The sequence below is a fragment of the Arthrobacter sp. UCD-GKA genome, assembly GCF_001863355.1.
In the GTDB taxonomy this organism is placed as follows: Bacteria; Actinomycetota; Actinomycetes; order Actinomycetales; family Micrococcaceae; genus Paeniglutamicibacter.
Map to the genome: position 1 here is coordinate 223,060 of NZ_MOLR01000007.1, position 12,258 is coordinate 235,317.

The 12,258-nt window shown below is 67.0% G+C and carries 11 protein-coding genes, 1 tRNA gene and 2 pseudogenes; 11 read left to right on the forward strand and 3 right to left on the reverse strand.

Going from position 1 to position 12,258, the window contains the following annotated elements:
• The first annotated feature begins 92 nt into the window (after window positions 1-92).
• Together BLJ79_RS14110 and BLJ79_RS14115 are read left to right on the forward strand one after the other, a co-directional pair.
• Window positions 93-168, forward strand: a tRNA-Val gene (locus BLJ79_RS14110).
• A gap of 382 nt (window positions 169-550) precedes the next feature.
• A complete protein-coding gene (locus BLJ79_RS14115) occupies window positions 551-925 on the forward strand; it encodes a hypothetical protein (protein WP_071215394.1) in 375 nt (124 codons plus the stop codon).
• 234 nt (window positions 926-1,159) lie between these two features.
• Here the strand turns inward: BLJ79_RS14115 and BLJ79_RS14120 are convergent, their stop codons facing one another.
• On the reverse strand, window positions 1,160-1,345 hold the full coding sequence (locus BLJ79_RS14120; protein ID WP_071215395.1) for a CsbD family protein: 186 nt from the start codon (window positions 1,343-1,345) through the stop codon (window positions 1,160-1,162).
• Between the two features lie 296 nt (window positions 1,346-1,641).
• Here BLJ79_RS14120 and BLJ79_RS14125 point away from each other — a divergent pair, with 296 nt between their 5' ends.
• The 4 genes from BLJ79_RS14125 (at window position 1,642) to BLJ79_RS14140 (ending at window position 5,487) form a co-directional block, all read left to right on the forward strand.
• Window positions 1,642-2,157: a gluconokinase gene (locus BLJ79_RS14125; protein ID WP_071215396.1), complete on the forward strand. Its 516-nt coding sequence runs from the start codon at window positions 1,642-1,644 to the stop codon at window positions 2,155-2,157.
• Between the two features lie 64 nt (window positions 2,158-2,221).
• Window positions 2,222-3,625: a GntP family permease gene (locus tag BLJ79_RS14130; protein WP_217641910.1), complete on the forward strand. Its 1,404-nt coding sequence runs from the start codon at window positions 2,222-2,224 to the stop codon at window positions 3,623-3,625.
• Window positions 3,626-3,671: 46 nt separating this feature from the next.
• Window positions 3,672-4,445 (forward strand): SDR family oxidoreductase, encoded by a 774-nt coding sequence (locus BLJ79_RS14135; RefSeq protein ID WP_071215398.1) that lies wholly within the window; start codon window positions 3,672-3,674, stop codon window positions 4,443-4,445.
• Window positions 4,435-5,487, forward strand: coding sequence for an L-idonate 5-dehydrogenase (locus tag BLJ79_RS14140; protein WP_071215399.1), 1,053 nt, complete (start codon window positions 4,435-4,437; stop codon window positions 5,485-5,487). Before BLJ79_RS14135 ends, BLJ79_RS14140 begins: the two co-directional genes overlap by 11 nt.
• A gap of 116 nt (window positions 5,488-5,603) precedes the next feature.
• Here the strand turns inward: BLJ79_RS14140 and BLJ79_RS14145 are convergent, their stop codons facing one another.
• Window positions 5,604-7,331, reverse strand: coding sequence for a thiamine pyrophosphate-dependent enzyme (locus BLJ79_RS14145; RefSeq protein WP_217641912.1), 1,728 nt, complete (start codon window positions 7,329-7,331; stop codon window positions 5,604-5,606).
• Window positions 7,332-7,616: 285 nt separating this feature from the next.
• Complete coding sequence (locus BLJ79_RS14150; protein WP_071215400.1) at window positions 7,617-8,342, reverse strand: FadR/GntR family transcriptional regulator; 726 nt, start codon at window positions 8,340-8,342, stop codon at window positions 7,617-7,619.
• 122 nt (window positions 8,343-8,464) lie between these two features.
• Here BLJ79_RS14150 and gnd point away from each other — a divergent pair.
• From gnd to BLJ79_RS22960, 5 genes and pseudogenes are all read left to right on the forward strand, one after another.
• A pseudogene (gnd, locus tag BLJ79_RS14155) lies at window positions 8,465-9,823 on the forward strand (NADP-dependent phosphogluconate dehydrogenase); the annotation flags it as partial.
• Between the two features lie 204 nt (window positions 9,824-10,027).
• On the forward strand, window positions 10,028-10,303 hold the full coding sequence (locus BLJ79_RS14160) for a helix-turn-helix domain-containing protein (RefSeq protein WP_071215402.1): 276 nt from the start codon (window positions 10,028-10,030) through the stop codon (window positions 10,301-10,303).
• Window positions 10,303-10,584 (forward strand): annotated as a pseudogene (locus tag BLJ79_RS23940) (HipA N-terminal domain-containing protein); the annotation flags it as partial. The gene BLJ79_RS14160 and the pseudogene BLJ79_RS23940, both read left to right, overlap by 1 nt.
• A gap of 63 nt (window positions 10,585-10,647) precedes the next feature.
• Window positions 10,648-11,709 carry a type II toxin-antitoxin system HipA family toxin gene (locus tag BLJ79_RS14165; protein ID WP_286135421.1) on the forward strand — a complete coding sequence of 354 codons (1,062 nt, stop codon included), beginning with the start codon at window positions 10,648-10,650 and terminating at the stop codon, window positions 11,707-11,709.
• A 317-nt stretch (window positions 11,710-12,026) separates the two neighbouring features.
• The coding region (locus tag BLJ79_RS22960) for a hypothetical protein (protein ID WP_139194880.1) at window positions 12,027-12,258 on the forward strand (232 nt) is incomplete at its 3' end.

Sequence of the window (12,258 nt, forward strand, 5' to 3'; positions counted from 1 at the left end):
GGCGATTTGCCAAGTCAGGGATGTGTGTATTAGATTATCTACTTGTTGCAACGCACTGGAACGGAAATCTTCCGAAGAAAGTTGTTGTTTCGGGGCCTTTAGCTCAGCTGGTAGAGCGTCACGTTTACACCGTGAATGTSATCGGTTCGATCCCGGTAGGGCCCACCAATAAAAAGCTCCGCGTCATGGAAGAGATTCCAGGACCCGGAGCTTTTTTGCGTCTCATTTCAGCCGGAACCGCCAGTAAGCCGACTTCATGCTTACAGCTTCACGATAACTGTAGGTATGTGCGGATCATGCCAGCAGTTTCATTGCGGGTGCCGCCAATCAGCGTTGAAACCCATCAGTGGTTTGCCGAGCAGGACGAAATGAACTCGCGGGCGCAGCTTGCCCGTGGATCCGGGCCGTACGAATCGGCGGTCCCGCCGAAGATCGCCAACCTCCAGCTCGAAGTTCCCGCGCTGCCGGCGGCAGACGTCGAGGATGCGGTATCGGCATTGGTGCGTTTTTCGACAACCACGCCCGGGATCGGTTGGGTACGTCCTCTGCCATGCTCGGCCCGATTTCCGAGCAGTTTGCAGCCGCTCCGAGATTCGCGGCGCACTCGGGCGCCGGACTGATCGACAAGCTGGGGCTGGAGCTGGGCGCCGCCAGGGAGTCGCTGGCCGGCCTGCGCCCACAGGCCATGGCGTGGGCGCTGCTGCCGCAACTGGTCTCTCACCCTGTCATGAACACGGAGCTGGTCACCGGGCTAGTGGGGACAGCGCAAACCAGCGCCATGTGTGCGCTGGCCCAGCTCCAGGATGCCGGTGTTGTCGTGGAGCGTTCGGGATACGAGCGAAACCGTGTGTGGCAGCACGACGGGTTCCTTGCTGTCCTCGACGAGTACGCCGCGGAACTTCTGCGGGCTGGAAACCAGATTTGACGTGGTTCGGCGGGGGAGCCACGGCACCTGGCCCCGTTCCGGCCAGGCTTCGTTGGCCGGGACGCGTTCCTCCCGTGACCCGGTGTCCGTGCCGTGCTGCGCGGACCACGCCAGGCGGGAAGGGCCCGCCACAGGAGGGCTGCGTCTTGGCCTCGTGCGAGGGGAGGCTGGACAGGGAAGCGCCCCAACCCCCCATGCGGGGGTTGGGGCGCTTCGGCTGGTTGGTGCCGGGGTCTAGCCGCCGGTGATGTCCTTGGCTGCGTCCTTGACGTGTTCCCCGGCCTGCTTGGCCTTTGCCGCGGCCTGGTCCTTGAGGCCCTGGGCCTGCAGCTGCTCGTTGTTCGTGGCGTCGCCAAGCTTTTCCTTGGCCTCGCCGGCTACTTCCTGTGCCTTGTTGCTGATCTTGTCTCCGAGTCCCATGGCGGGTTTTCCCTTCGTTGATCTTGCGTGAACCCTAACCACGCTAGGAACAGAACCTTGGTGCTGGCTGGGAACTGCTGCAAATCGGCCCGGAAGGCTGCGTCGAATCGGTGAGCGGGCACCGCGGATTTCGCGCGGTGACGGCGATCCGGGGGTTGCCGAGGTTGTTAGAAAGATTGGATCAATGCCCCCTGTTGACACCCCGGCCGTGCGCGTCCTAGTCTGTATAAATCATATTTATGTCGAGCATCACGTAGTTATGTCCGACATTAGCCTGGTTCCACGATGGAGTGACGATGAACAGCCCTGCCTACCCGCCCATGATCGTTATGGGCGTTTCCGGATGCGGAAAATCCACGGTGGGGCGCTTGCTGGCCGAGAAGCTCGGTTCGGCGTTCATCGATGGAGACGACCTGCACCCCGCATCCAACAAGGAAAAGATGGCTGCAGGGCATCCGCTCAACGACGGCGACCGCACGCCTTGGCTCGCAACCATCGGAGACGAACTCTCCGAAAGCGTCCAGGGCGGAACGCCGGCCGTCATCGCCTGCTCGGCACTCAAGCGCAGTTACCGCGACCTGTTGCGCGGCCACGAGCCGTCCACCGTCTTCATCCACCTGCGCGGCACGGCCGATCTCATCCAGCACCGCCTGGATGAACGCAGCCACGAATACATGCCCCCGACGTTGCTGGCCTCGCAGCTGAGCACCCTCGAAGCCCTCGAACCGGACGAGGCCGCCATCGAAGTCGATGTCAGTCTCACCCCCGAGGAAATCGTGGCCCAGGTGGCCAGGACCCTGAACACCCCGTAGCACCCCCGGAACCATCCGGTTCCATCCCACCACCCGAGACCACTTACACCTCCGAAGGACAATGATGACCGACGAGTTAGTCATGAACTGGACGCTGGGCACCCCCGCGCTCCTCTCCATCGCCGTGGGCGCGATCCTGCTGCTGCTTCTGTTCATTATCAAATGGCGCATCCACGCCTTCGTGGCGCTGGTTGTCATCTCGCTGTTGACCGCCGTCGCCACCGGGATCCCGGTGGCCTCGGTGATACCGACCCTGACCGGCGGCTTCGGCGGAACGTTGGCCTCCGTGGCCCTGCTCGTGGGCCTGGGCGCCATGCTCGGGCGCATGCTCGAGACCAGCGGCGGTGCCGAGGTGCTGACCAACGCCCTGATCAACAAGTTCGGGGAGAAGCGCGCACCGCTGGCGCTGTCCATCGCCTCGCTGCTCTTCGGATTCCCGATATTCTTCGACGCCGGCCTGGTGGTCATGCTGCCGATCATCTTCACCGTGGCACGCCGCCTGGGCGGCTCCTTCCTGGGCTACGCCTTCCCGGCAGCCACCGCCTTCTCGGTCATGCACATCTTCGTGCCGCCGCACCCGGGCCCGGTTGCCGCTTCCGGCCTGCTCGAGGCCAACGTCGGCCTGGTCCTGCTGCTGGGCCTCGTCGTCGCGCTGCCGACCTGGTACTTCGCCGGCCACCTCTACGGCAAGTACGTGGGCCGCAAGTTCAACATCGCCATCCCCGACATCCTCGCCGGCACCGAACAGGAACAGCACGACTTCGCCTCCAAGCCGAAGCTGGGCACCGTGGTGACCCTGCTGCTGCTGCCGCTGATCCTGATCTTCATGAACACCGGACTGAACACCCTGGCCTCGGCCGGGATCGTGGACAAGGGCGCCCAGTGGGTCCAGATCCTGCGCCTGGTCGGCGAAACCCCCATTGCCCTGCTCATCACCGTGCTGCTGGGCATGTACCTGCTGGGATACAAACAGAACAAGGACAAGACGCTCATCGAGACAGTGGTCGACTCGGCCCTGGGCCCGGTCTGCTCGATCATCCTGATCACCGGCGCCGGCGGCATGTTCGGGGCTGTGCTGCGCGCCAGCGGCATCGGCGATGCCGTCGCCGACTCGCTTGACGCCCTGGGCCTGCCGATCATCGTCGCCGGCTTCATCATCGCCGCCGTGGTGCGCGTCGCCCAGGGCTCGGCCACCGTCGCCCTGACCACGGCCGCGGCCATCATCCAGCCCGTTGTGGTGGGCAACGCCGACCTGAACCAGATTGAGGTCGTGGCCATCGTGCTCGCCCTGGCCGCCGGTTCCGTGTTCGCCGGGCACGTCAACGACTCCGGCTTCTGGCTGGTCTCCCGCTTCTTCGGCATGGACGTCAAGACCACGCTGAAGGTCTGGACCGTCGGACAGGCACTGGTCGGTGTCATCGGCTTCGCCATCGCGTACCTGATCTACGCCGTCGCCGCGGCCTTCTAGGCAGACTCCACCTGCGTACGACTCGCACACCAGCAAAGGAAGATTCATGGGCAGCAACCTCTTTGACCTCACCGGCCGCATCGCTCTGGTCACCGGTTCCTCGCGCGGCATCGGCAAGGAACTTGCCGCGGGCCTGGCGGATGCCGGCGCGACCATCGTGCTGCACGGGCGCAATGCCGAGACCCTGGCGGCAACCGCCGCCGAGTTCGCCGAACGCTTTGGGCAGGAACGCATCTTCTCCTACGCGTTCGACGTGACCGACGCCGAGGCGGTGGCCGGCGGCATCGCCGCGATCGAGGCCGAGGTCGGCCCGATCCGCATCCTGGTGAACAACGCCGGCATCCAGCACCGGGTCCCGCTGCTGGAGCTCGAGGTCGCCGACTGGCAGCGCGTGCTGGACACCAACCTGACCAGCGCGTTCCTGGTGGGCCGCGAAGCGGCCCGGGGCATGCTCCAGCGCGGGGCGGGCAAGATCATCAACATCTGCTCGGTGCAGACCGACCTGGCCCGTCCCACCATTGCCGCCTACACCGCGGCCAAGGGCGGGCTGCGCAACCTCACCCGCGCGATGACCGCCGAGTGGGCGGGGGCCGGGCTGCAGGTCAACGGCATCGCCCCGGGCTACATCCACACCGAAATGACCCAGAACCTGGTCGACGACGAAAAGTTCAACTCCTGGATCCTGGGCCGCACCCCGGCCGGGCGCTGGGGCACCGTGGCCGACCTGGCCGGGCCGGCCGTGTGGCTGGCCTCGGACGGCTCGGACTACGTCAACGGCCAGACCATCTTCATCGACGGAGGAATGACAGTTGTCGTCTAACACCACCACCGCCACGGCCGTTGTCGCCCACGCGGCAAACGACCTGCGCGTCGAGGCCATCGAGGTCGCGACACCCGCGGCGCACGAGGCGCAGATCGCCATCGCCTACGGCGGGATCTGCGGCTCGGACCTGCACTACTGGAGCCACGGGGCGGCGGGGGAATCCATCCTCAAGGCACCCATGGTCCTGGGCCACGAGATCGTCGGCACCGTCACGGCGGCCGCGGCCGACGGCACCGGACCGGCCGCGGGCACCATGGTGGCCGTGCACCCGGCCACCCCCGGCGGCACCGGGGCACGCTACCCGCAGGAGCGGCCCAACCTGTCCCCGGGCTGCACCTACCTGGGCTCAGCGGCCCGCTACCCGCACACCGAGGGCGCGTTTGCCACCACCGTGAACCTGCCGGCGCGGATGCTGCGCGCATTGCCCGCCGGGCTCTCGCTGCGCGATGCCGCGCTGGCCGAACCCGCGGCGGTGGCCTGGCACGCCGTGGCCCGCGCCGGGGAGGTCGCCGGAAAGCGCGTCATGGTCATCGGCGCCGGGCCCATCGGCGCGCTGGCCGTCGCGGTGCTCAAGCGCGCGGGCGCCGCCGAGATCATCGCGGTTGACATGTTCGATCGTCCCCTGGAAATTGCCGCGGCCGCCGGTGCGACCGCGACCCTGAAGGCCGACGACGTGGACGCCATCGCCGCGGTGGAAGCCGACGTGGTCATCGAGGCCAGCGGCAACCACCACGGCCTGGCCTCGGCCGTCCGCGGCGCGGTGCGCGGCGGGCGCATCGTGATGGTCGGGCTGCTGCCCTCCGGGGAACAGCCCGCGCTGATCTCCCTGGCGATCACCCGCGAGCTCGAGCTCGTCGGTTCCTTCCGGTTCAACGACGAGATCGATGACGTGCTTGCAGCGCTGGCCGACGGCACCCTCGAAGTCTCGGCCGTCGTCACCCACGAGTTCGGCGTCGACGATGCGCTGGAGGCCTTCGCCGTGGCAAGGAACTCCGCGGAATCCGGCAAGGTGCTGCTGCGCTTCACCGCCGAAGGCTAAGCCCTCCGGCCACCATCCGGAAGGCAGCTGCACGACACGCAAGGCGCCGTCCCGGTTCCCCTCGTTGGGGGACCGGGACGGCGCCTTCGCCGTTTTCCCGCCGGGTTCGATCCCGTTCAGGCACCGGGTCGGTGAGCCCGGGACTCCTTGAGTCTGGCGCTCGCGTACCCCAACGCCTGGCCGATCGTGGTGTCCGGAGGGATCGAGACCTCGTCAGGGTTTGTCACCACATCCAGCAGCACCGGCCCCTCGTGCGCCAGCGCCTCGGAGATCGCCGCCTCCAGTCCGCCCGGATCCTGCACCCGGATGCCGTGCAGTCCGCAGGCCCGTCCCACCTCGGCCAGGTCGGGGTTCGCCAGCACCGTGCCGAATTCCGGCAGCCCGGCCTGCTCCTGCTCCAGCTTCACCATGCCCAGCCGGCCGTTGTTGAACACCACCAGCTTCACCGGCAAGCCGTAGGCCACGGCGGTGAGCAAGTCTCCCATCAGCATGCTCAGCCCGCCGTCCCCGCAGAAGGCCACCACCTGGCGGGTGCGGTCCAGCGCGCTGGCCCCCAGCGCCTGCGGCATGGCGTTGGCCATCGAGCCCAGGTTGTAGGACCCCAGCAGCCGCCGGGTTCCGCGCATCGTCACGAAGCGTGCCAGCCAAACCGTGGACATGCCGGTGTCCGAGGTGAAGACGGTGTCGTCTCCGGCGAGCCGGTCGATCGCGGCGGCGACCGCCTCGGGCCGGATCGCGTGGCCCGGGTTGTCCGCGATGGCCCGCACCCTCCCGGTGAGGTGCGCGTCGTGCTCCGGGTCCGCCAGCGACAGGTGCCGCTTGGTCCAGGCCAGGTAGCGGGTGCGGGCATCGAGCACGTGGCTCTGGTCGGTCTTGGTGTCCAGCAGCGGCAGCAACCCCGCCAGGGCGAGCCCGGCATCGCCGACGACCCCCACGTCCACGGCCGTGCGCCGCCCGATGTGCGCACCGGCCGCATCGATCTGGATGACCACCTTGCCCGACGGGTAGGAATCCCGGTACGGGAAATCGGTGCCCACCATCAAGAGCACCTCGCAGCGTTCCAGCGCGTGGGCGGCCGCCGGGTTGCCGATCAGCCCGGCCTGGCCCACCTGGAACACGTTTGCATCCTCCAGCCCCTCCTTGGCCTTGAGCGTGAGCACCATCGGTGAGGCGAGCTTCCGCGCGGTGTCCAGCACCAGCTCCCGCGCGCCGCGTGCGCCGGCGCCCACCAGCATCGTGATGCGGCGCGCCTTGTTCAGTTCCTTGGCAATGGTTCCCAGCAGCTGAGGGTGCGGGGCAACGGGAGCCGCGACGTCCACGAACCGCGGGAGCGCCTCCCGGGGCAGCGCCGCGCCGCCGATGTCCCCGGGGATGCTCAGCACCGCGACGCCGCGGCCGGCCAGCGCGGCGTTGACAGCCTGCTCCAGCAGGTACGGCATTTGCGCCACCGAGGTCACGGTGTGCGCGAACAGCGCCACGTCGGCGAAGACCACGTCGTTGTTGACCTCCTGGAAGAAGTCGGACCCGATTTCCCCGCTGGGCACCTGTCCGCAGATCGCCAGCACCGGCGCATGGGACTTCTTGGCGTCGTAGAGGCCGTTGAGCAGGTGGAGTGAACCGGGTCCGACGGTTCCCGCGCACACCCCCAAAGTCCCGGTCAGCTGGGCCTGGGCGCCTGCGGCAAAGGCTGCGACCTCCTCGTGCCGCACCCCGATCCATTCGATTCCCCCGTGGGTGCGGATCGCGTCGGTCAGGGGATTCAGGGCGTCGCCCACCACGCCCCATACGGTCTGCACGCCCAGGCGGGCCAGCGCCTCGACGACCATTGCGGCAACGGTGCTCACGTTCGTGTCCCTCCGCCGACCGAACCGGATGCCGCAAGCGAGACGCGCCGCTGGCGCCAGGGCCCGCACCCGGAGTCGGGGACTCGGTGCGGGGGATGCGGAACGGCCGGATCCGGTGCGGGGCACGGAATGCCAGGCACCCGGCGGGCGCAGTTCCGGCACGGCTCAGGGAACCTGGACATGGCCCCAGCATAGCTCCGGCGCCCCCGGTTTCTCATCCCCGCGCGGACATTGATTCCCGCAGGTGCGCGGGCCGCGGCCCGCGCACCTGGAACGGCTGGCGGACTAGGCGCGCGGTTGCGGGAAGAGGCGCGGGGCGTGCGCCCAGACCCCGCAGATCTCCTGGTTGGTGCGGCGCATGATCAATTCCATGGACTCCCGCGCCAGGTGCGGTTCGTGGGCCGAGATCGCATCTGCCACCGCCTGGTGCCAGGCGAGGGCCTCCTCATGCGGACGCTCGGGCATCAATCCCAGTTCGGTGCGCCCGCGCAGCGTCTCGGCGATCGGATTGGCCAGGTTCGCGAACATCTCGTTGCCCGAGGCGGCCAGCACCATCGCGTGGAAGCGGATATCCAGTTCCAGGAACGAGTCCAGGTCCCCGGAACGTCCGGCATGGCGCATCCGGGCCGCCAGGTTCAGCAGCTCGCCGCAGAATTCCGCCGGCGCGTGTTCCGCGGCAAGTTCCGCGGCCATGGGCTCGACGGCGACTCGCAGCTCGGTCAGCGACCGCAATTGCGCCCCCTGGCCGCCCCCGGCCAGCCGCCAGCGGATCACCAGCGGGTCAAAGGGGTTCCAGTCCTCGGGGCCCAGCACCCGGATCCCGACACGCTTGGTGGAGACCACCAGCCCGGCCGAAGCCAGCACGCGGACCGCCTCGCGGATCACCGAACGCGAGACACCCAGTTCGCTTTCCAGCTCTGCGGCCAGGATCACTTCGCCGGCGGGGATGGAACCGTCGACGATGCGGCTTCCGACGTGTTCAATCGCGCGTTGGTGCAAAGACTTGGGCATGAATCAACCTTATCGGTATTCCGGTCCCCAAACGCCCGTGTGACCACGGACGAAAGCGCGCGTTTCCGGGGCAACTTATGGCAACGGCGCGTGTTCGTCTGGCAATGGATGCACCGGACAAAGTCGCACTGCACAACCGCTCGGTCGCCAAGACCGACGCCCTGCTGGCAGCCCACGGCGACGAGGGCGATTTCATCCGCACCGAGACCATGGAGGAACTGGTCGCGAGCCTCGAGGTTCCCCGCCGCGTGCTGATCATGGTCAAGGCCGGCGGCCCGGTCGACTCGGTCATCGACTCCCTGGTGCCGCTGCTCGAAGAGGGCGACATCATCATCGACGGCGGCAACTCCAATTTCGTGGACACCCGCCGCCGCGAGGCCGCGCTGGCCGAAAAGGGCCTGCACTTCGTGGGCGTCGGCGTCTCCGGCGGCGAGGAGGGCGCCCTGCTGGGCCCCTCGATCATGCCCGGCGGCTCGAAGCAGTCCTACGACGCGCTGGGCCCGATGCTCGAAAAGATCTCCGCCAAGGCCATCGACGGCGCCCCGTGCTGCGCCTGGATCTCCACCGACGGTGCCGGGCACTTCGTGAAGATGGTCCACAACGGCATCGAATACGCCGACATGCAGGTCATCGGCGAGGCCTACGACCTGCTGCGCAGCGGCGCCGGCATCGAGCCCGCAGCCCAGGCCGAGATCTTCACCGAATGGAACAAGGGCGAGCTGGCCTCCTTCCTCATCGAGATCACCGCAGAGGTCCTGGCCCACGTCGACGCCAAGACCGGCAAGCCGCTGGTCGATGTCATCGTCGACTCCGCCGGCCAGAAGGGCACCGGCCGCTGGACCGTGCAGTCCGCCCTGGACCTCGGCTCCCCGACCTCGGCCATCGCCGAGTCCGTGTTCGCCCGCGGCCTGTCCTCGCAGCGCGGCCAGCGTGCCATCGGCCAGGAGGTCCTGGCCGGGCACGAGATCGCCGTGGAACTGGGCGAAAACTTCGTCGAGGACGTGCGCCAGGCGCTCTTCGCCTCCAAGCTGGTCTCCTACGCCCAGGGCCTGGACATGCTCACCTCCGCGGGCAAGGAATACAACTGGGACCTGAAGCTCGACGAGATCGCCTCGCTGTGGCGCGAGGGCTGCATCATCCGCGCCGCGCTGCTGGCCGACATCACCAAGGCCTACGCCGCCGACGAAAAGCCGGCCAACCTGCTCTTCGCCCCCGCCTTCTCCGAGGCCATCGCCGCCGCGCTTCCGGCCTGGCGCCGCGTGGTCTCCACCGCCGTGCAGCTCGGCGTGCCGGTGCCGGTGTTCTCCTCCTCGCTGGCCTACTACGACGGCCTGCGCCGCAAGCGCCTGCCTGCAGCGCTGACCCAGGGCCTGCGCGACCTCTTCGGCGCGCACACCTACAACCGCGTCGACGTTGAAGGCTCGTTCCACACCCAGTGGAGCGGCGACAAGACCGAGATCGAGGCCGAGGACACCCACTAGTCTTCGGTTCCCATCCCACAGGGGCGGCGCCTCCGGTTCTTCCGGAAGCTCCGCCCCTTCTGGTTTCCCAGTCCGTGCGGCGTCCTGGAGGAAGCACGGCCCTGCACTGCATCCCTGCAGGGCAGTTGAAATAGCGGGATAATGTAGCTATATGTAGACGCTATTAATGCTAGAGTTGGTCAATAGCTACGTTAGGTGGACGAGATGATGGAAATGGAACGGCTCGGTGTGCACCTGCGCGATTGGCGCATCATCCTGGGGCTTTCCCAGGAGCTGGTCGCCGAACGGGCCAACATCTCCCGTTCCACCTTGATCAAGCTGGAGCAGGGGACGGGCGGCAAATTGGAAAACTTCCTGACGGTCGCCAAGGTGCTTGGCGTCAGTGACCGGATCGATGCGGCGGTCGACCCGCTGAATACGGATCTGGGTCGAGCGCGGGCCTACATGCTCAGCCGCCAACGAGCTCCCAGGAGGAACTGATGGCTTCTCGTTCCCGCAGGGAAATTCGAACCATCGACGTCCTTGTCAACGACACCAAGGCCGGCACCATGGAGGTGGAATCCGAACGCCATTCGCCGCTGGAACACATCACGTTCAGCTACGCCGATGCCTGGCTCGGGGAGGGGTCCTCCTTCGAAATCTCTCCGGAATTGCCGTTGCTCCGAGGCGAACAGCGGCCCACCATGGGGCGGGAGATCTTTGGTTCGTTCATGGACGCCGCCCCGGATGCATGGGGGCAGCGGCTGCTGCATGAACAGGCCAGGCTTCGGGCAAGAGCCACGAAAACCCCCATGCCAAGCAACACCGCGGTCTCAAGGCTGCTCATGGTCAACGACAAGACCAGGCAGGGGGCACTGCGGTTTCGCGAGAACGGAAACTTCCTTTCCACCTGGGGTGAATCGGCGGGGATCCGTGATGTCACGGAATTGGCCRCCGAAGCAAGGACCTACGAGGAAACCGGCGTCATTGACGAGCGAAACAGCTTGCTCATCGGCGCCGGTTCCTCTCCTGGAGGTGCCCAGCCAAAGGCCTGGATTCGCGATGATGACGGAACGATGCTGCTGGCCAAGTTTCCCAAGACATCGGACCGGGGCAACGTCCAACTCTGGGAAATGGTTGCAATGGTGCTGCAGCAACGGGCCGGCATCCGGGTACAGCCATCCCGGCTGATGCGGCTGAATTCCCACAGCCAGATATTCCTCACCGAGCGGTTCGACCGAGTGGGGGAAACCAGGATCCCCTACATGAGTGCCAGGACAGCGCTTCAACTGGATACCTACGAGCATCCCAACTATGTCAGGCTGGCACGGGAAATCGCCCTGATATCCGCGTCGCCGACCGCGGATGCCAACGAAATGTTCAGCAGGGCCGCATTCGGGGCCATGGTCAACAACATCGACGACCACATGCGCAACCATGGCCTGCTGCGGCACGAGAGCGGTTGGCGCCTGTCTCCCTCCTTCGACGTCAACCCCATGAGAAGCGGGACATCCGAAACGCCGTTGGTTCCCGACGGGGATGTGTCTGACCGAAATGTCCTGGAGCTCGTTGACCACCTGGACTCTTTCCGGCTCACACGTGCCGCGGCCGTGGATCGGCTTCGTGCAATCAACGCAGCCGTTTCACACTGGGCACAGGATGCATTGGCGCTCGGCGCCGAATCGGATGAGGTCGAATCGATGAAGCTGGCGTTCGAGGGCGCAAACCGTGGACGGGTCCAGGAGCTTAACGCTGGTGCGGAACCGACCGTGATCGACCTCGCCCCGGGGAAAGGGACCCGGTCCGTGACGGGCCCGACCACGGGCGATCGAATCTGGATTGGCCCGCACTACCGGGGCGAAAAACTCGTGCCGGGCCACTTCCGCGCCAAGCCCCAACGGAGCTGAGCCCTTCATCCCGCGGATCGCGATTCGGCCGTCACCGGCCAACCGTCCTCGGTGGGTGCTTCCTCCGCTTCGATGTGGCCTCGGCGCGGTGGGCAAGCGGAGAACCGCCCGGGGCAATTTAGCCGACCTGGATATCAGGCCAGTCGCCGGCCTGCCGAAATGCCCGGCTTCCCCGGCACGACACAAGGCCCGCGGCCACGTTTCGACTGCCGAGGAATCCCGCCCCCCGGCACCCAGGCAGCAGGTGCCCAAGGGTGGGTCGGGTGCCAAAGGCACACGGCAGGACGCGACGCCCACCCATCCATTGACCCCGCATCTTGGCGGGCATAGATTCGGCACATGAGCAGGTTCCCGCAGCACGCAACGCCCGCGACTTCAGCGCCCCGAATCGAGCCCGGGGCCGGACCGCGATGATCGGCATCGACGAACTGCGCACGGTCAAGACCTTCGCCCCGCTGCCCCCGGAGGTGCTGGGCCACCTGGCCGGGGCCGTGGAAGACATCCACCTGCTGGACGGGGAATACTTCCTGCACGAGGGCGACGAACGTG